Source organism: Enterobacter sp. WP_7_1, from assembly GCF_003688535.1.
Lineage (GTDB): Bacteria > Pseudomonadota > Gammaproteobacteria > Enterobacterales > Enterobacteriaceae > Enterobacter > Enterobacter asburiae.
This window is the reverse complement of the sequence record NZ_REFK01000003.1, coordinates 14,594-34,544: the sequence shown is the minus strand read 5'-3', so window position 1 is coordinate 34,544 and position 19,951 is coordinate 14,594. Positions and strand designations below refer to the sequence as shown.

The window sequence follows — 19,951 nt, the reverse complement described above, 5'->3', positions numbered from 1 at the left end:
GCCCGTGGCGGTATAAAGATCGTATTTATTGAGAGTGAGGCAATTACCTGCCCACGTCAAATCATTGCTGTGCATCTTTGCGCGGCTGGCGCAGCACCTCGTTAATCTGCGGTTTATCTACCGGACCGGTAATGCGGTAGCGCAGAATGGAGACTTTGCTCCACAGCGGACCCAGCACTTTGCTGGCGGCAAACACCGCCGCACCGACAATCGGGTTCACCACAAAGGCCGCCGCCACGCCCACGCTGGCGGAAATTTCCGGCGCCACCACGGCTTCCATATCCAGCTCGCGACGCACGAGGTTGACGGAGCCTTTCATGGCGATATCCGCTTCCAGGCCATCCACCAGCGTGTCGTCCGTATGCAGAACGCCGTCCTTGATCCATGCCGTGCTGCGGATGGAATCGTAGTAGAAACCTTCGCTGAAGGTATCGCTAAAATCGAAGCGCAGCTTGCGCAGCAGCGCGTCAAAACTCAGCAGGCGCAGGATCTGCCCGGCGCGCCCTGTGCTCACGTCGGCAATTTCACCTTTGCCAAAGTGGGTTTTCAGAATGCCGTTCAGCGAGGCTTCATCCGGCTTCCACGGGGCGTCACGCCAGTGGAGATCGTAATTAACGTCAAACGACGAGCCGCGCAGCGGCGTGCTGATACCAAAGAAATTGGCTGCCGCATCCAGCTTGTTGCCTTTAATGTCGCCCTTCAGGGACGTTCGCTGCTCGCCCGGGTTATTCACCCATTCCCCTGCGGCCGTCATGCGGCCAAAACCGGTATCAACCAGGCCACCGGAGAGCGTAAGCGTGTTGGCCTGAATAGTGAAATCACCGTCGATACGGCCATATTTCTGCCCCCACAGCCAGCACTCCGCACAGCGCAGCTGAAGATCGGGCCAGCCGCTAAAATCGACGCGGGAAACATTACTCAGCGGCGACGCCTCTGCCGGTTTATCTTTCCCGCTCGCGGCGCTTGCCGGGTTGTAGTAGAGGTAGCGGATCGCCGCCTGCCACGGCGCGTGATTGCGCATGGTCAGCGTGCCGTTGATCTCTCTTCCCTGGGCCTCCACCTTCGTGCCGTTAGCGCCAGGCTGTGAAACCAGGCTCAGGTTGTTCCACTGCTGTCCGCCCAGCATCAGCGACGGCGTACGTACGGTAATGGTTTGCGGGAACTGGGCGGTTTCATCAACGTTCTGCCCTACGCCTTTCTGGAACAGCGCCAGCCACTCTGCGCCGTCCATCGGCGGGAGATTCAGCTCAATGCCAGCCTGCTCCGGCAGAGGCGGAGTGGAGCGGCTATCCGTTGTCCAGATGGCTTTGTCGAGGGTGAGCTTGCGGTTAAGCAGCCAGCGGCTGTTGAAGTGGTTTGTCCCGCCCGCGCTGCCGGTCAGCGCGAAGCTGTTCAGGTTGCCATCGACGTTCAGCTTTACCGGCAGCGGCTGTCCGGCCTGTTTATCCAGCGGCGCAGGCAGCTGGCTCTGAAGGTTTTTCAGATCGCCCGTGATGTCGACCTTATACTGGGCGCCCGCGTGATAAGGCAGGTCAATTGCCACTTTACCCTGCCAGGCGACTGCGCCCTGCACTGACGACTCAATGGGTTTCGGCAGGACGTCCATTCGTGATGGCTGCCAGTTACCGTCCAGATTGACGGCCACCTGATAAGCCTTTTCACCCTCGGTGGTCGTGAAGTCGATATTAACGGGCTGATTAAACCAGCTGGCCGTAAGCGGCTCGCTCTTAAGGTTACCGTTCTCAAAGCTGAACTGCCCGCTGAGATTTTTCAGCGTGCTCTCAAGGGGTTTGATGAACAGGCTGTTGTTCTTCAGGCGGACGTCGCCTTTGGCGGTGGTCATCTCCCCGTCCAGCGGGATATCAAGATGTAAGCGAGCATTCACATCGCCATCAAGCTGGAGCTGCTGGAGCGTCGCCGCCAGCGACTCTTTCAGCGGCGTCTCCTCAAAGTACGGTCCCACCGCTTTGCCCGGACCGTTGATATTGGCATCAATCAGCAGCTTCTCTTTTGAGTAGTCCGGGATGTTGGCCGTCAGGTTGCTGGCCGTCACGCCGCCCAGCGCCACGCTGTCGGACTTCATCCATAGCCCGTCATTGAGGAAGTTGAGTTCGATATCCAGGTCTTTCAGCGCGGGCCAGCCGGGCTGGAACGCAAATGTCGCGTTATGCAGCGGCACCAGCACCTGGAACTGGCCTTCATTATGTTTGTACGGGAAAAGATGCGGATTACCGCCGTAGACCAGCGTGGCATTGTCCGCCTGACCGCCCTGAATCGCGCCGCTGAGATAGTCTACCAGGGCTTTTCCCATCAGGTTTTCCGGGAAGTAACGCCAGGCCTGAGAGCCGTCATCGGTGCTGATCCCGGCCAGAATACCCAGCCACGGCTCATCGCCCTCAGGCTGCAGATAGCGGAAATCGCCGCGCGCGTGAACGGCTTTGGCTTTCACATCGATATGGCGGCCATCAAGCTGGAAGCCCTTGTCGTTACGGAGCCAGTTAAGCACCGCGCTGCCCTGTTCGATTTCCAGCGGCGCGCGGAAGACCGTCTCGTAAGGCATTTTGGCGTCGTGCATATCAACCGTCAGCCTGCCGTTTTCCACGCTGCCTTCCAGCTTGCCGCTAAAGTGTTCCGCCCCCGGCAGCAGCTTCCACTGCTTCCAGGCAAGATCTTTCCACGTTGCCTGGAAGCGGGTTTTTTCCGTCGCCTGGAGCGGGATATCCAGCGCCAGAGCGTCTATCTTCCCGCTCGGCTGCGTTGCCAGCCAGATCTCGCCCAAATCCGGAGAGAGTTTTGCCGCCATCGAGCGCAGGCCTTCAATGGCCGCCAAATCCAGGTTGCTGGCGCGGATGCGCAGCTCGTCGCTGCGTTTACTGGCCGTACCACCGACGTCCTGCTCCGGCATCCAGGCCAGCGTCAGCGCACCGCGCGGCCACGGCTTGCCGTCCATGGTGATGCGCGTATCCGGAATGGCAAACTGCCAGCCCTCTTTCTCCTGCGTCACGTGCGCGGTGAGGTTATCTACGGAAAGCTGATGCTGCCGTTTTTCGCCTTTCCAGCTTGCGCCCCCCTGCTTGAGCCAGATATCGCCGCTGGCAAATTCGCCTTTGGTCAGGGTCAGCCAGCCTTCAAGGCTGAAACGGGCAGTCTCCAGCTGCATGTTTTGCTGGATCCAGTCGCCCAGCCATGGCTTCACGTCCACATCGTCGGCCTGTAGCCAGACTTTGCCGTTGTTTAACAGGCCGTCGTCGTCCCGCAGATCCATACGCACCTGCATCACGCCGTGCTGGCCGTTCAGGCTTGAGAGATTGACCTGCCCCTCGGCGCGGTGACGTTCTTTACCGTTGAGCCAGGTCAGCTGAGGGATCGCCAGTTCAGCGCGCTGGCCGGAGAGGGTAATGAAGCTCACTTCGCTGTCGCGCAGATCGAAGTGATCGAACTGGCGGAGGAAAAGATCGCTAAAGCGGTTGGCTTCAAGACCCTGACCGCTATCGCCGCCAGACAGCGGCGTATTGGTCAGGAACTGGAGTTGATAAAAGGTGAGATCGCGAAACTGCCAGCGCAGATGCAGCAGGCTTTGCCAGACGTCCAGCGCCAGGGTTACGCGTTTGATTTTCAGATAGCCGCCATCTTTCAGGCTGGCGTTGATATCCCGGACATCGAGCGTCGGGCCAAAATTCTGCCAGTTAGCGCTTAGCTGGCTTACGTTCACCGGCACGCCGGTGGTGGATTCAATTTTAGCCAGCAGCTGCGGACGCCAGCTGTCCAGATGCGGTAATACGAGGCGTAGCCCGCTCACGAGCAACGCGACAATCACGACCAGCGTTGCCCCTGTAAGCAATAAAATCCCCGGCAATCGCCTCACGCATCTCTCCTTGTCAGCTTTCGTCACGCAGCGTACTGCGTCTTACATCATCACGACGTCAAACTGCTCCTGGTTATAGAGCGGTTCAATTTGTACTTTTACCTGTTTGCCGACAAAAATTTCCACTTCCGCCAGCGCGTGTGACTCTTCGCCTTTCAGCGCTTCAGCCACCGCAGGGGAAGCATAGACCAGAAAACGATCGGAGTCGTAGGCATGATGAACACGGACGATTTCACGCATAATTTCGTAGCAGACGGTCTCAACAGTCTTTACCGTTCCGCGTCCATGGCAGGTTGGGCATTCATTACACAGCACATGCTCAACGCTCTCGCGGGTACGCTTACGCGTCATTTCCACCAGCCCCAGCTGCGAGAAGCCGTTAATGCTGGTTTTCACGCGGTCTTTGCTCAGCGCCTGCTCAAGCGAGTGCAGCACGCGGCGACGATGGTCTTCATTACTCATATCGATGAAGTCGATGATGATAATGCCGCCCAGATTGCGCAGACGAAGCTGGCGCGCAATCGCCTGCGTGGCTTCAATGTTGGTATTGAAGATGGTGTCATCCAGGTTGCGATGGCCGACAAACGCGCCGGTGTTGATATCGACGGTGGTCATCGCCTCGGTCTGATCGATGATCAGATAGCCGCCTGACTTCAGCTCGACCTTACGCTCCAGCGCTCGCTGGATCTCGTTTTCGACATCATAGAGATCGAAGATCGGCTGACGCCCTGAATAATGCTCCAGCAGGCCTGGCATCTCCGGGATGTACTCAGCGGTAAATTCCAGCAGCGCCTCATAGGTCAGGCGCGAGTCCACGCGAATGCGGTCGAGCTGCGCATCGGCAAAGTCGCGCAGAACGCGCTGAGCAAGCGCCAGTTCACCGTAGAGCTGGTAGCGGGTCTGGTTGCGTTTTTTACGCTCCATTACCTTGGTCCAGACGCGCTTCAGATAAGCCGCATCCGACGCCAGGTCTTCTTCGCTGATCCCTTCCGCAGCGGTACGGATGATAAACCCGCCCTGCTCATCGCAGTAGGCGCTGACCACTTTCTTCAGACGCTCGCGCTCGGTTTCGCTCTCAATACGCTGCGAAACGCCCACGTGCGACGCGCCGGGCATAAAGACCAGATAGCGGGAAGGTAAGGTGATGTCGGTGGTCAGACGGGCGCCTTTGGTGCCGAGGGGATCTTTCACCACCTGCACCATCAGATCCTGCCCCTGACGCACCAGTTCAGAAATATCGCGCACGGCAAACTGCTTTTGCTCTTCGCCCGCGACGCACTCGGTGTGCGGCATGATATCGGAGGCATGTAAAAACGCCGCCTTATCCAGTCCAATATCTACAAAAGCCGCCTGCATACCCGGTAGTACACGACTGACACGACCTTTGTAGATATTGCCTACTATTCCGCGCCGCGCTTCACGCTCAATATGAATTTCCTGAAGAATGCCACCATCAATATAGGCCACACGGGTTTCCGATGGCGTTACGTTTACCAACAATTCAGCCGTCATAATTATCCCTTCCCTCACGCAGTGAGTTAAAATTGCTCAGCAACTCATACGTTTCCACCAGCGGTAAGCCGACTACGGCGTGATAGCTGCCATTAATCTTCCTGACAAAACAGCCACCCAGCCCCTGAATACCGTATGCACCTGCTTTATCCATCGGTTCACCGCTGGCAATATAAGCGGCGATGTCGTCGTCGGTAAGTACTCTGAACGTCACTTCGGTCACCACCAGGCAATCCAGCACGTGCTGGCGGTCAGCCAGCGCGACGGCCGTCATCACCTGATGCGTTTGTCCGGACATTTTGTGCAGCATGCGCGCCGCATGATCGGCGTCGTGCGGTTTCTCAAGCACTTCACCGTTCAGAATAACGATGGTATCTGCTCCCAGCACGGGAAGATCGCGTGGCACACTGGCCACGCCCGCCTGCGCTTTCTCGCGCGCCAGGCGAGACACGTACTGTTGAGCGCTTTCGCCCTCAGCACGTTTTTCTTCAATGCCGGTAACGATGCGTTCAAAAGAGACCCCTAGCTGCGTCAGGAGTTCCTGACGGCGCGGGGAGCCGGAAGCGAGATACAAAGACGTCATAGAAACCTTTTATTGCACAGCAAACTGCTGGCGAACCTTACGCATCAGCAGGAATAACCATGGCCAGAGCACACCGTTTACTACACTACTCCAGAACACTTCCGGTCGGAAAGAGACGTTGATCACTAAAAACTCTGCCCAGAAAACAACGATATCCGCAGCGAGCGACAATAACATCACCACCAGGGCCTGTTGCCAGAGCGCAAGGTTACGAAAGAGCTGGAATTTGAGTGCGACGAGGTACGCAATAATGCTCATGGACAAGGCGCGCACGCCAAGCGTAGAGCCGCTAATGAGATCCAGTATGGCACCCATCACGAAACCTGTGCCGACATTTACGCGATGCGGCAGGGCAAGGATCCAGTAGAGTAAAATGAGCAATACCCAGTTTGGCCGGAAAACGAGAATGTCATCCGGCCAGGGCATCACTTGCAGTAACAGTGCAATGAGAAACGAGAGCCAGATGACCCAGCGTCCCTGGCTACGATAGCTTGCCACTACTGCCCTCCCGAAGAGAGTTTAGGCGGTGGCGGCGCATCCGGCAGCGGCTGCGTTAACCCGGTTGCCGGCGCCGGAACTGGCGCAGGCGGCCCCATGGAATCCGCTGGCGGGAGAACCTGCGGCATCATCTGCATCAGGCGCTCGTTTGCCACGCGATGCACCTCTTCAGGCGTCATCGGATTAGCACCGTTACGATCGGCGCCCCACAGCAGCAGCAGATAGCGCAGACGCTGCAAACCGGCGGTTGGACGCGCCTGAATCACGGTATAGGCACGCTGAGTATCCAGCTTGACCGAAGAGACCACCGCAACCGGATAGCCTTCAGGGAAGCGTCCACCCAGACCGGACGTCACCAGCACGTCGCCCACGCGAATATCCGTGTTAGCCGGCAGGTGTTCAAGCTGCAGGTCGTCCGTACAGCCGTTACCGGCCGCAATCACGCGGATGTCGTTGCGCAGAACCTGGATCGGCAGCGCATGCGTGGCATCGCAAATCAGCAGCACGCGGCTGGTCAGTTTGGCTACGGCAACAACCTGGCCCACGACGCCTTTATCACTGATAACAGGCTGACCTTCATACACCCCGTTCACGCTCCCTTTGTCGATCACAACCTGATCGCTGTAGGGGTCGTTCACGGTGGAGATCACCTGCGTGACCATTTTCTGCTCATCCTGACGCAGCGGCGAGCCGAGCAGTTCACGCAGACGCGCGTTTTCCTGCTTGTATTGCCCCAGCATCAGCAGTTCGCTGTTTTTCAGCAGCAGTTCCTGACGTAATGCCCGGTTTTCGAGTTCGAGTTGGTCACGCGAAGACAGCGTTTGAGAAACGGAGTCGAGCAGTTCACGGGGACCATTTGAAACAAAGTAGAAAGGACTGACGGCGGTATCCATGTACGTTCTGATCTGGCTGAACGTACCGAGGCGGCTATCGGCAATAATGACCCCAAGCGCAACCAGAACCGCCAGAATAAGGCGAAACTGTAGCGATGGGCCACGGCTAAAAATTGGCTTCATAGGCTATGCGTATTCTCGCGTCAGAGAGAAAGGGTAGCAAATTGCTACCCTCTCAAACTCGACTACTCTTCGCTGAACAAATCGCCGCCGTGCATGTCGATCATTTCCAGCGCCTTGCCACCACCACGGGCGACGCAAGTCAGTGGATCTTCTGCAACTACGACAGGAATACCTGTCTCTTCCATTAACAGGCGGTCGAGGTTACGCAGCAGCGCACCACCACCGGTCAGAACCATACCGCGCTCGGAGATATCGGACGCCAGCTCTGGTGGGCACTGTTCCAGCGCAACCATTACCGCGCTCACGATGCCCGTCAGTGGTTCCTGCAGAGCTTCCAGAATTTCGTTGGAGTTCAGGGTGAAACCGCGTGGAACACCTTCAGCCAGGTTACGGCCACGAACTTCGATCTCACGCACTTCATCGCCCGGATACGCAGAGCCGATTTCGTGTTTGATACGCTCTGCGGTGGCTTCACCGATCAGAGAGCCGTAGTTACGGCGCACATAATTAATGATGGCTTCATCGAAACGGTCACCACCGATACGTACGGAAGAGGAGTACACCACGCCATTCAGAGAGATAACGGCCACTTCAGTGGTACCACCACCGATATCCACCACCATAGAACCGGTAGCTTCGGAAACAGGCAGACCCGCACCGATGGCCGCAGCCATTGGCTCTTCAATCAGGAACACTTCACGTGCACCTGCACCCTGGGCAGATTCACGGATTGCGCGACGCTCTACCTGGGTTGCGCCAACCGGCACACACACCAGAACACGCGGGCTTGGACGCATGAAGCTGTTGCTGTGAACCTGCTTGATGAAGTGCTGAAGCATTTTTTCAGTCACGAAGAAGTCGGCGATAACGCCGTCTTTCATTGGGCGAATGGCGGCGATGTTGCCAGGGGTACGACCCAGCATCTGCTTCGCGTCATGACCCACTGCAGCCACGCTTTTCGGCGAGCCTGCACGATCCTGACGAATGGCCACAACGGAAGGCTCATTCAATACGATGCCTTGTCCTTTTACATAAATAAGGGTATTCGCGGTACCCAGGTCAATGGACAGGTCATTGGAAAACATGCCACGAAATTTTTTCAACATACTAAGGGATAATCCTGAAAGCTGGGGCGGAAAACAAAATCCGCTTACTTTACCAACCACACGCAGCAGCGACAAGGCGCAAAAATCATCTGCAACGGTGAAAATTTGTGCAGTACGTTTCCTGATGTTACAAAATCATCCCCTGACTCCCTCAGGGCTGAGTAAACAGTAGCGTTCCCCACTGACGTTTGTAACCCGTTACAGGTCGTTCACTGGCTTTTTGCTCGACATACTCAAAGCTACAGGCGCGATATTCTACGTGAAAACAGCGTAAACGGCAGGTCAAACAGAGTATCTTTGCAAATATTTTTTCACGTTGGTGTCAAGCGGTTGAGAGGCAGCAAAAAAATCCCCCTGACCGCCCATCACGCCGCGCGCTGTTAACATCTGCCATTCGCTTCTGGAGCGCACGCCCGTGGCAAATACTTGTGTTCGCGTACCCTTGCACGCTTCTACCAGACTCTGTACCAGCAGCTGGTTTTCCGTACGCTTCTCAATATTCCTTACCAGCCCCGGATGTAGCTTTAATAACTCCACATCAAGCTCCTTGATCCAGCTGGTGCTGACCAGCGTTAAACCTGCCTGCGTCACAGCGATACGTGCACCGAGCGCATTGATCAAACGTACAACCGGACGTAACCGGCTGATGTGTTGACCTACATCGGCCTCAGCAAGTTCAAAAATAATGTGTTTACGTTGCGATTTTTCGCATTGCATTAGCGTATCACGTAGCCAGCGCTGAAAACGTGGGCGTATTAACGACTCCACGGTGACCTGTAACGCCAGGTTTTCTTCAGGCCAGAAGGATAAAAACGGAATCAGCCGGGTAATTTGCTGGCGGTCATACTCTTCGGACAGGCCAAATTGCAGCACCATCGGCAGATATTCCGCAGAGATGACCTCTTCGGTACCGTCAAAAATACGACACATCAGTTCACGGTGATGAACGTTGCCGTTTTTCATGACCGCGGGTTTTTGATAAATTCGTGGACCGCCGCGGCTGAGCATTTGCTCAATCAGCGTGCGCCAGCGCACGTTGCCGCGCCCTTTTTCCGGCAGCGAGTCATCGTAAACCGCCCATCCGTTGGCCCCCTGCAACACGGCGTTGCGGGTAGCGGCTTCCGCATGTTCCATCACCTGCTCTGTGGATTGTCCGCCACGCCAGGCGCAGATCCCCATGTGGACCATATCGTCCCTGTCGAGCATTTTGCTCTGCGGCAGCGCATCTACCGCCTTCAGCAGCTGGCTGGCGATGCTTTCCGATTCCTTCAGCGTGCGATGCGGCAACAGCACGGCAAAGTCGCTGCGGTGATAGCGGGCCAGCAGCGCGCCCGGGTAGCGCATAATAAAGGTGGAGAGCAGGTTGATCAGCGTAAAGAGATTTTCTTCCGCGACCCGCTGTCCCCACGTGTCGCGCAGGAGATCGAAATCGGGCAGGCGAATCATCATCACCACCCCGTGAGTCCCCACTTTTTCTGAATCGTCGAGCAGCGTGGCGAGCTGATTATCAAAGAAAAGACGGTTGTTAAGGCCAGTTTTATTATCCTGCGCCGCATAAGAGCGGATCAGCGTATCCATACGGCTGCGCTGGTCGCTGGCAAACTGGATTTCGGAGAGCAGGGTATCCAGCGCGCTGCTGGCGCGAGACGGCCACTCGTGAACGGAGCCACGCACCTGCGGGCCGCGCTCACCGTTCAGGATGCGTACGGATCGCATCTCCAGCAGCTCCTGACCGGAAAGCTGGCGACGCAGCCAGCGGACCGCGAGAAAGATCAGCAGGACGATAAACGCAACGGCGACGGTGAGCGGCGCGGTGGTCATCATGGAACGGAAATAGCTTGCCATCGGATCGAGGTAGACCATGTGTATGGTCATCCCTGGATTTTTAAGGGAATGCACCGTCACTTCCCGATACTGGCTTACCACGCCCGCGGGGCGATAGCTTCCCGGTCGTTCGTGGCTTAAAACACGATGCTTTCCCTGCTGAATGTCGATCTGAACGATATCAACAGGTACCATCAACTCATCGAGCTCACGGGAGAGCGCCGGTAGCGGCGTCGTCAGCAGACGCGTATCAATCACCGAGGCAACAGACTGTACCCGGTTGACCAGCTTGTCCTGAATGGCGGTGTAAAAGCTCAGGGAACAACCCAGGAGCGTGACAAAAATGGTAAGCCCCGTCAGCAAGGTGATAAAAGCTGAGAACTTCGTCGTTAATCGCATCCTTGAGATTACTCCGTGGGTTGATGGGGTAGCGAGTAAGCGCTAACTTGCATTTCAAATGCGGCATACTACCAAATCGGGCGTATCTGGCAATTTATTGCGTTAAATCGGCACTGCGTTTCCCTGAGCGAGTATAGTCTTCAGAAATTATTTTCCAATCATCTGAGTCGTGAGGACCCCGTATGCAGGCTTTGATCTTAGAACAGCAGGACGGAAAAACGCTTGCCTCAGTGCAGGCGGTTGAAGAGAGTCGCCTGCCGGAAGGCGAAGTAACCGTCGACATCGACTGGTCCAGTTTAAATTATAAAGATGCGCTGGCTATTACCGGTAAGGGTAAAATCATCCGAAATTTCCCTATGGTGCCGGGGATTGATTTCGCTGGCCGGGTTCATACCAGCGAGGATCCGCGCTTCCATCCAGGCCAGCATGTACTGCTCACCGGCTGGGGCGTGGGTGAAAATCACTGGGGCGGGCTGGCAACGCAGGCGCGCGTGAAGGGCGACTGGCTGGTGCCTGTGCCGAAAGGCATGGATGGCCGCAAAGCAATGATCGTCGGCACGGCAGGCTTTACCGCCATGCTGTGCGTGATGGCGCTGGAAGATGCGGGTATCCGCCCTGAGTCAGGGGAAATTGTCGTCACCGGCGCCAGCGGCGGCGTGGGCAGCACGGCAGTCACGCTGCTCCACAAGCTGGGCTATCAGGTCGCTGCGGTTTCCGGCCGAGAAAGTACCCATGACTATCTGCGCCAGCTCGGCGCCAGCCGCATTCTCAGCCGCGACGAATTTGCCGAAACCCGTCCGCTGGAAAAACAGGTTTGGGCAGGAGCGGTGGATACCGTCGGTGATAAGGTGCTTGCAAAAGTCCTGGCGCAGATGAACTACGGCGGCTGCGTGGCAGCCTGCGGTCTGGCGGGCGGATTTGCCCTGCCAACCACCGTGATGCCATTTATTCTGCGTAACGTCCGCCTGCAGGGTGTGGATTCCGTGATGACCCCTGCGGCCCGTCGTCATGAAGCCTGGGAACGGCTAGTGCGCGATCTGCCGGAATCTTTCTATACCCAGAGCGCAACGGAGATAACCCTCAGCCAGGCGCCGGAATACGCCAGTAAGATCATGGATAACCAGTTCCACGGCCGCGCGCTGGTGAAAATCGCCTAATCTTCAAATTTTCGTGACATATTCGCGCGAATCCCTCTCCTCCGTCATGCTTAGAAAAACGCATGACGGAGGATGCCATGAAAAACCGAAAACTGACGGAAGCCGACGTAACGTCCGAGTCTGTCTTTATGTTACAGCGCCGCCAGATCCTGAAAATGCTTGGCATCAGCGCCACTGCCCTGACGCTCTCTCCTGCGGCACACGCCGACCTGCTCGACTGGTTTAAAGGCAACGATCGGCCAAAGGCCCCATCCGGCGCCCCGCTCACCTTTACGAAACCGGCCGAATGGCAAAACAAGCTGACGCTCACGCCGGAAGATAAAGTTACCGGCTACAACAACTTCTACGAATTTGGTCTCGATAAGGCCGATCCTGCCGCCAATGCGGGGAGCCTCAAAACCGATCCGTGGACGCTGAAAATTGATGGCGAAGTGGCGAAACCCCTGACGCTGGACCACCACGATCTCACCACCCGTTTCCCGCTCGAGGAGCGTATCTATCGCATGCGCTGCGTGGAGGCGTGGTCGATGGTGGTGCCCTGGATTGGCTTCCCGCTGCATAAACTGCTGGCAATGGTTGAGCCCACCAGCAACGCAAAATATGTCGCTTTCCAGACGCGCTATGCGCCGGACGAGATGCCCGGGCAGAAAGATAGGTTTATCGGCGGCGGGCTTGAGTATCCGTATGTAGAAGGGCTACGTCTTGACGAAGCTATGCACCCCCTCACCCTGCTGACCGTTGGCGTTTATGGCAAAGCGCTTCCGCCGCAGAACGGTGCCCCTATCCGTTTAACCGTACCGTGGAAATATGGTTTCAAAGGGATTAAATCTATCGTCAGCATTAAGCTTACCCGCGAACGTCCGCCAACCACCTGGAATCTGGCGGCTCCGGACGAATACGGCTTCTTCGCCAACGTGAACCCGCACGTGGATCATCCGCGCTGGTCGCAGGCAACCGAGCGGTTTATCGGTTCCGGCGGTGCGCTGGACGTGAAGCGCCAGCCGACGCTGCTGTTTAACGGCTATGCGGATGAAGTGGCCTCGCTTTACCGTGGCCTCAACTTACGGGAGAACTTCTGAGTGCGTTTAACGGCAAAACAGATTACCTGGCTGAAAGTGCTGCTGCACCTGGCCGGGCTGCTTCCTTTTATATGGCTGTTCTGGGCCGCAAGCCAGGGGCTCTTTAGCGCAGACCCGGCGAAGGATATCCAGCATTTTACCGGTCGGATGGCTCTGAAATTTTTGCTGGCCACCTTGCTCGTCTCGCCGCTGGCGCGCTACGCTAAACAGCCCTTATTGATACGCACCCGTCGCCTGTTAGGGCTATGGTGTTTTGCCTGGGCGACGCTGCACCTAACCAGCTACGCCCTGCTGGAACTGGGAATTAACAATCTGGCGCTGCTTGGCCGCGAACTGGTGACACGTCCTTATTTGACGCTGGGTATCGTGAGCTGGGTGGTTTTACTGGCGTTAGCGCTGACATCCACGCAATATGCGCAGCGAAAACTGGGCAGGCGCTGGCAGCTTCTGCATAACTTCGTCTATCTTGTCGCGATCCTCGCTCCCATTCATTACCTGTGGTCGGTGAAGATCCTCTCGCCACAGCCAATCCTGTATGCACTTGCGGCCGTGGCGCTTTTAGCATGGCGTTATAAGAAGTTCCGCCAGTGGTTGCGATAGTTCGCGAAACTGTGCGTTTTCCCGCAGATTACCCGTCAACCGCAAATCTTTTTCGGATAGCGGTTGATAATCTTCCCTGATAAGACCAGTATTTAGCTGCTAAATGCTACGAAATCGTTATAATGTGCGACCTTGGTTCGCCTGACAGCGGTTTTAAGCCTCTGAAAAGGTGACATTTGCGTTTCGAAGGTATATTTTGTTTTTTACCCGAAAATCGCAGGAGATAGCGGCATAATGACTGATAAATTCCATATCTTAGTTTTGAACGGACCGAACCTGAACATGCTCGGCACCCGTGAGCCAGAGAAGTACGGCACGCTAACATTGAGTGAAATTGTTAACCGTCTGGGAACGGAAGCAGCGTCACTGAATGTGGATTTGGATCATTTTCAGTCGAATGCGGAGTACGCACTCATCGACCGTATTCATCAGGCTAAAGACAATGTGGACTATATCCTGATCAATCCGGCCGCGTTTACGCACACCAGTGTTGCTATCCGCGACGCACTGCTCGCGGTGAGTATCCCGTTTATCGAGATCCACCTGAGTAATGTGCACGCACGAGAGCCGTTCCGTCACCATTCGTATCTGTCGGATATCGCTGCTGGCGTTATCTGTGGACTGGGCGCAGACGGCTATTCATACGCTTTACAGACAGCGGTAAAACGCTTGTCACAATCACACTAAACAAGAGTACGGAACCCACTCATGGATATTCGTAAGATTAAAAAACTGATCGAGCTGGTTGAAGAATCAGGCATCTCCGAACTGGAAATTTCTGAAGGCGAAGAGTCTGTACGCATCAGCCGTGCAGCCCCAGCCGCTAGCTTCCCGGTAATGCAGCAGGCTTATGCTGCGCCAGTGCAGCAGCCTGCGCTCTCCGCAGCCGTTGCGCCAGCAGCTGAAGCCGCACCTGCCGCTGCAGCAGAAATCAGTGGTCACATCGTACGTTCCCCAATGGTTGGTACTTTCTACCGCACCCCGAGCCCGGACGCGAAGGCGTTCATCGAAGTGGGTCAGAAAGTCAACGTAGGCGATACCCTGTGCATCGTTGAAGCGATGAAAATGATGAACCAGATCGAAGCAGACAAATCAGGTACTGTGAAAGCGATTCTGGTCGAAAGTGGTCAGCCGGTTGAATTTGACGAGCCGCTGGTCGTCATCGAGTAACGAGGCGTACATGCTGGATAAAATTGTTATCGCCAACCGCGGCGAGATCGCACTGCGTATTCTTCGTGCCTGTAAAGAACTGGGCATCAAGACCGTCGCTGTGCACTCAAGCGCGGATCGCGATTTAAAACACGTATTGCTGGCGGATGAGACGGTCTGTATTGGCCCGGCTCCGTCCGTAAAAAGCTATCTGAACATCCCGGCTATCATCAGCGCCGCTGAAATCACCGGCGCGGTGGCAATTCATCCGGGTTACGGCTTCCTCTCTGAGAACGCCAACTTTGCTGAGCAGGTTGAACGCTCTGGCTTCATCTTCATTGGCCCGAAAGCCGACACTATCCGCCTGATGGGCGACAAAGTGTCTGCAATCACCGCGATGAAAAAAGCCGGTGTTCCAACCGTACCAGGCTCTGACGGCCCTCTGACCGACGACATGGATGCTAACCGTGCTCATGCTAAACGCATTGGCTATCCGGTTATCATCAAGGCGTCCGGCGGTGGCGGCGGTCGCGGTATGCGCGTTGTGCGTAGCGATGCTGAACTGGCGCAGTCCATCTCCATGACCAAAGCAGAAGCGAAAGCCGCTTTCAGCAATGACATGGTGTACATGGAAAAATACCTGGAAAACCCACGCCACATCGAAATTCAGGTGCTGGCTGACGGTCAGGGTAACGCGATCTATCTGGCAGAACGTGACTGCTCCATGCAGCGTCGTCACCAGAAAGTGGTCGAAGAAGCACCAGCACCGGGCATTACGCCGGAACTGCGTCGCTACATCGGCGAGCGTTGCTCCAAAGCGTGTGTCGATATCGGCTATCGCGGTGCAGGTACCTTTGAGTTCCTGTTCGAGAACGGCGAGTTCTATTTCATCGAAATGAACACCCGTATTCAGGTTGAACATCCGGTTACCGAAATGATCACCGGCGTTGACCTGATCAAAGAACAGCTGCGTATCGCTGCAGGCCAGCCGCTGTCCATCAAGCAGGAAGAAGTTGTGGTGAAAGGCCATGCGGTAGAGTGCCGTATTAACGCCGAAGACCCGAACACCTTCCTGCCAAGCCCGGGTAAAATCACGCGTTTCCACGCGCCGGGTGGCTTTGGCGTGCGCTGGGAGTCTCATATCTACGCCGGTTACACCGTACCGCCGTACTATGACTCAATGATCGGCAAGCTTATCTGCTACGGCGAAAACCGTGACGTGGCGATTGCCCGCATGAAAAACGCCCTGCAGGAACTGATCATCGACGGTATCAAAACCAACGTTGATCTGCAGATGCGTATCATGAGCGACGAGCACTTCCAGAATGGTGGAACTAACATCCACTATCTGGAGAAAAAACTCGGTCTGAACGAGAAGTAAGAGACCTGTGTTGCTAAAAGGCCGGATTATCCGGCCTTTTTTATTTCTGGGGCCTGGAAAGCCTCATCATGTACAATCCCCGCTTTCTTCATCCACAAGGGACAAAAAATGGACAAACGTTTTGTTCAGGCCCATAAAGAAGCGCGCTGGGCGCTGTGGCTGACCCTTCTCTATCTCGCAGCATGGTTAGTAACTGCTTACTTACCTGACTCCGCTATTGGCATCACCGGCCTGCCGCACTGGTTCGAAATGGCGTGTCTGCTGGTACCGCTGGTCTTCATCCTGCTGTGCTGGGCAATGGTGAAATTCATCTATCGCGATATTCCGCTGGAGGACGATGATGCAGCTTGAAGTCATTCTGCCGCTTATCGCTTACTTGTTAGTGGTGTTTGGTTTATCCGTTTACGCCATGCGTAAAAGAACGACGGGCACCTTCCTGAACGAGTATTTTCTTGGCAGCCGCTCGATGGGCGGCGTCGTGCTGGCCATGACGCTGACCGCGACCTACATCAGCGCCAGCTCGTTTATCGGCGGACCCGGTGCAGCCTATAAATACGGGTTAGGCTGGGTGCTGCTGGCCATGATCCAGCTTCCAGCCGTCTGGCTCTCGCTGGGCATACTGGGTAAAAAATTTGCCATTCTGGCGCGCCGTTATAATGCCGTGACGCTCAACGATATGCTGTTTGCCCGCTATCAGAGCCGTTTACTGGTGTGGCTGGCCAGCTTAAGCCTGCTGGTGGCCTTTATTGGCGCAATGACGGTGCAGTTTATCGGCGGGGCACGCCTGCTGGAAACGGCGGCGGGTATTCCCTACGAGACAGGCTTGATCATCTTCGGAGTCAGCATTGCGCTGTATACCGCGTTTGGCGGATTCCGCGCCAGCGTGCTGAACGATACGATGCAGGGTTTGGTGATGCTTGTTGGCACCCTTGTTCTGCTGGTGGGCATTGTGCATGCTGCTGGTGGTCTGAGCCACGCCGTCGAAACGCTGGAAACCATCGACCCGAAACTGGTCTCTCCGCAGGGCGCGGATGACATCCTTTCGCCAACCTTTATGACTTCGTTCTGGGTGTTGGTGTGCTTTGGGGTGATCGGCCTGCCGCATACCGCCGTGCGCTGTATCTCTTACAAAGACAGCAAAGCCGTGCATAGAGGTATCATTATCGGCACTATCGTTGTCGCCATCCTGATGTTTGGTATGCACCTGGCAGGCGCGTTAGGTCGGGCAGTTATTCCTGACCTTACCGTACCCGATCTGGTTATCCCAACCCTGATGGTTAAAGTACTGCCGCCATTTGCCGCCGGGATCTTCCTCGCCGCACCGATGGCCGCCATTATGTCGACCATCAACGCTCAGCTGCTGCAAAGTTCCGCTACGATCATTAAAGATCTCTATCTGAACCTGCGTCCTGAGCAGGCAGAGAATGAACGGCGCCTGAAGCGCATGTCGGCCGTTATTACTCTGGCATTAGGGGCATTGCTGCTGTTAGCCGCGTGGCGCCCGCCGGAGATGATCATCTGGCTGAACCTGCTGGCATTCGGTGGGCTTGAAGCGGTATTCCTGTGGCCGCTGGTGTTAGGGCTCTACTGGGAGCGCGCGAATGCCGCCGGTGCGCTGAGCGCTATGATTGTCGGCGGCGTGCTTTACGCCGTACTCGCAACGTTTAAGATTCAGTACCTGGGCTTCCATCCAATTGTGCCTTCGTTACTGCTAAGTTTACTGGCGTTTGTGGTGGGGAACCGTTTCGGTCAGCCCGTTCCACAACCCGCTATGATTTCTACTGATAAATAAAGAGTTTTGCCATGCCGTGGATCCAACTAAAACTGAACACAACCGGCGCGAATGCTGAAGAGCTGAGCGATGCGCTGATGGAGGCCGGTTCGGTCTCTATCACCTTCCAGGACACGCATGACACGCCGGTCTTTGAGCCGCTGCCGGGCGAAACCCGCCTGTGGGGTGATACCGACGTTATTGGCCTGTTTGATGCCGAAACCGATATGAAAGAGGTTGTCGCGATTCTGGAGAATCATCCTCTGCTGGGCGTGGGTTTTGTGCACAAAATCGAACAGCTGGAAGACAAAGACTGGGAACGCGAGTGGATGGATAACTTCCACCCGATGCAGTTCGGCAAACGTCTGTGGATCTGCCCAAGCTGGCGCGACGTTCCGGACGAGAATGCGGTCAACGTAATGCTCGACCCGGGCCTGGCGTTTGGTACCGGCACTCACCCCACCACGTCTCTGTGCCTGCAGTGGCTGGATGGGCTGGATCTGGACGGTAAGACAGTGATCGACTTCGGCTGTGGATCCGGGATCCTCGCGATTGCAGCCCTGAAGCTGGGCGCGGCAAAAGCCATCGGGATCGATATCGATCCGCAGGCGATTCAGGCCAGCCGCGATAATGCCGAGCGTAACGGCGTCTCCGATCGTCTGGAGCTGTATCTGCCGGATGCACAGCCAGAAGCCATGAAAGCCGATGTGGTGGTCGCAAACATTCTGGCGGGCCCACTGCGCGAACTGGCTCCGTTAATCAGCGTGCTGCCCGTTGAGGGCGGTCTGCTGGGTCTTTCCGGTATCCTGGCGAGCCAGGCCGACAGCGTGTGTGAAGCCTACGCCGATCTCTTTGCCCTTGACCCGGCAGTGGAAAAAGAAGAGTGGTGCCGCATCACCGGCCGTAAAAAATAAGCATTTGGCGTGGTCATCTGACCACGCCTCTCCCCCTCTGATAATCCTCTCTCCCCCGGTCATTCTTCGGTAAAATAACCCTACAAATCATGCTGATTTGTATTACAAAAATTCACCGGAAGAATATGATGACACACGTTACAGGCAAGGCAGCGCTGCTGGCGCTGAGCATGATCTCGGCTTCAGCATTCGCATCACACTGGAGCTACGAAGGGGAAGGATCGCCGGAACACTGGAGTGAGCTAGACGGGGCATACAAGACCTGTCAAAGCGGAATGAACCAGTCTCCTGTTAATATTGATTCGACCGCTAACGCCCATCTCTCCCCGCTACAAACCCACTACGTTGATGGCCCTGTTACACTGACAAACAACGGCCATACCATTCAGGCAAGTGAACAGGCTAACACTCTAGATACCCTTACTCTTGATAAGCAAACCTGGACGTTACAGCAGTTCCATTTCCACGCGCCGAGCGAAAACACCGTGCATGGCAAGAGATACGCGATGGAAATGCATCTGGTCCATAAAAATGCCAGTGGGGAACTGACGGTGGTGGCGGTCATGTTTGATAAAGGAGCCGCAAACCCGGAGCTAGAAAAACTGTGGCGCGTTATGCCTCAGCAGGCCGAGCAGAACGTCTCCATCAAACAGGATCTCAACCTGAACAAACTGCTGCCAAAAGATAAAACGTACTGGCGCTTTAGCGGTTCACTGACCACCCCACCATGTACAGAAGGCGTCACCTGGATTGTGCTTAAGCAGCCCCTGACGGTTTCTGCAGAACAGCTGGCCAGATTCACCCAGACGATGCATCACGATAATAACCGTCCGGTACAGTCGCTGCATGGGCGCGTCGTGGTCGAATAACACACATTTTTCGCATGATGATCATGTTCTAAAATGCGACGCAGATCGCAAAGAAGTGGGGAAATCTGCTGCTAAAAACAGCAGATTATCCCGCTTCAGTAACGCATTTATTCAGAAATGATGAGAAGTTACGGGAAATTGTAAGCGTCCATAAAATAACCATTATCATATAACTTAATGATTTAAATAATGAATAATTTTGAACGGAAAGATTGGGCGGCGATTCCT

Annotated in this window: 17 protein-coding genes; 10 read left to right on the top strand and 7 right to left on the bottom strand. The window is 55.7% G+C overall.

Annotation, left to right across the window (positions count from 1 at the left end):
* Window positions 1–61 precede the first annotated feature (61 nt).
* The 7 genes from yhdP to csrD all read right to left on the bottom strand — a co-directional run bounded on the left by yhdP (window position 62) and on the right by csrD (window position 10,803).
* Window positions 62–3,865, bottom strand: coding sequence for an AsmA2 domain-containing protein YhdP (gene yhdP / locus BJ885_RS13265; RefSeq protein ID WP_121932114.1), 3,804 nt, complete (start codon window positions 3,863–3,865; stop codon window positions 62–64).
* A 42-nt stretch (window positions 3,866–3,907) separates the two neighbouring features.
* Complete coding sequence (gene rng / locus BJ885_RS13260; RefSeq protein WP_010436156.1) at window positions 3,908–5,377, bottom strand: ribonuclease G; 1,470 nt, start codon at window positions 5,375–5,377, stop codon at window positions 3,908–3,910.
* Window positions 5,367–5,960 (bottom strand): nucleoside triphosphate pyrophosphatase, encoded by a 594-nt coding sequence (locus BJ885_RS13255; RefSeq protein WP_121932113.1) that lies wholly within the window; start codon window positions 5,958–5,960, stop codon window positions 5,367–5,369. The genes rng and BJ885_RS13255 overlap by 11 nt, the downstream gene beginning before the upstream one ends.
* Before the next feature lie 9 nt (window positions 5,961–5,969).
* Window positions 5,970–6,458, bottom strand: coding sequence for a rod shape-determining protein MreD (mreD, locus tag BJ885_RS13250; protein ID WP_023309399.1), 489 nt, complete (start codon window positions 6,456–6,458; stop codon window positions 5,970–5,972).
* Entirely contained in the window at window positions 6,458–7,474 is a 1,017-nt protein-coding gene (gene mreC / locus BJ885_RS13245) for a rod shape-determining protein MreC (protein ID WP_023309400.1), read from the bottom strand. The genes mreD and mreC overlap by 1 nt, the downstream gene beginning before the upstream one ends.
* A gap of 62 nt (window positions 7,475–7,536) precedes the next feature.
* Complete coding sequence (mreB, locus tag BJ885_RS13240; protein ID WP_000913396.1) at window positions 7,537–8,580, bottom strand: rod shape-determining protein MreB; 1,044 nt, start codon at window positions 8,578–8,580, stop codon at window positions 7,537–7,539.
* Window positions 8,581–8,862: 282 nt separating this feature from the next.
* Window positions 8,863–10,803: an RNase E specificity factor CsrD gene (csrD, locus tag BJ885_RS13235; protein WP_121932112.1), complete on the bottom strand. Its 1,941-nt coding sequence runs from the start codon at window positions 10,801–10,803 to the stop codon at window positions 8,863–8,865.
* A gap of 182 nt (window positions 10,804–10,985) precedes the next feature.
* Here csrD and BJ885_RS13230 point away from each other — a divergent pair, with 182 nt between their 5' ends.
* The 10 genes from BJ885_RS13230 (at window position 10,986) to BJ885_RS13185 (ending at window position 19,723) form a co-directional block, all read left to right on the top strand.
* Complete coding sequence (locus BJ885_RS13230; protein ID WP_121932111.1) at window positions 10,986–11,960, top strand: MDR family oxidoreductase; 975 nt, start codon at window positions 10,986–10,988, stop codon at window positions 11,958–11,960.
* A gap of 77 nt (window positions 11,961–12,037) precedes the next feature.
* Window positions 12,038–13,039, top strand: coding sequence for a protein-methionine-sulfoxide reductase catalytic subunit MsrP (gene msrP / locus BJ885_RS13225; RefSeq protein ID WP_029741739.1), 1,002 nt, complete (start codon window positions 12,038–12,040; stop codon window positions 13,037–13,039).
* Entirely contained in the window at window positions 13,040–13,639 is a 600-nt protein-coding gene (gene msrQ / locus BJ885_RS13220; protein WP_032659655.1) for a protein-methionine-sulfoxide reductase heme-binding subunit MsrQ, read from the top strand. It begins immediately after the preceding gene.
* 234 nt (window positions 13,640–13,873) lie between these two features.
* Window positions 13,874–14,326 (top strand): type II 3-dehydroquinate dehydratase, encoded by a 453-nt coding sequence (gene aroQ, locus BJ885_RS13215; protein ID WP_023309405.1) that lies wholly within the window; start codon window positions 13,874–13,876, stop codon window positions 14,324–14,326.
* A gap of 21 nt (window positions 14,327–14,347) precedes the next feature.
* Window positions 14,348–14,809: an acetyl-CoA carboxylase biotin carboxyl carrier protein gene (accB, locus tag BJ885_RS13210; RefSeq protein WP_010436174.1), complete on the top strand. Its 462-nt coding sequence runs from the start codon at window positions 14,348–14,350 to the stop codon at window positions 14,807–14,809.
* Between the two features lie 10 nt (window positions 14,810–14,819).
* Window positions 14,820–16,169, top strand: a complete 1,350-nt coding sequence (gene accC / locus BJ885_RS13205) for an acetyl-CoA carboxylase biotin carboxylase subunit (RefSeq protein ID WP_023333644.1) — start codon at window positions 14,820–14,822, stop codon at window positions 16,167–16,169.
* A gap of 108 nt (window positions 16,170–16,277) precedes the next feature.
* The gene (locus BJ885_RS13200; protein WP_006178860.1) at window positions 16,278–16,520 is read left to right on the top strand and encodes a YhdT family protein; all 243 of its coding nucleotides are present in this window, start codon (window positions 16,278–16,280) and stop codon (window positions 16,518–16,520) included.
* A complete protein-coding gene (panF, locus tag BJ885_RS13195) occupies window positions 16,510–17,961 on the top strand; it encodes a sodium/pantothenate symporter (protein WP_029741741.1) in 1,452 nt (483 codons plus the stop codon). Before BJ885_RS13200 ends, panF begins: the two co-directional genes overlap by 11 nt.
* An 11-nt stretch (window positions 17,962–17,972) precedes the next feature.
* Window positions 17,973–18,854 (top strand): 50S ribosomal protein L11 methyltransferase, encoded by an 882-nt coding sequence (gene prmA, locus BJ885_RS13190; protein WP_121932110.1) that lies wholly within the window; start codon window positions 17,973–17,975, stop codon window positions 18,852–18,854.
* Window positions 18,855–18,982: 128 nt separating this feature from the next.
* Window positions 18,983–19,723 carry a carbonic anhydrase gene (locus BJ885_RS13185; protein ID WP_121932109.1) on the top strand — a complete coding sequence of 247 codons (741 nt, stop codon included), beginning with the start codon at window positions 18,983–18,985 and terminating at the stop codon, window positions 19,721–19,723.
* The last annotated feature ends 228 nt before the right edge of the window (window positions 19,724–19,951 follow it).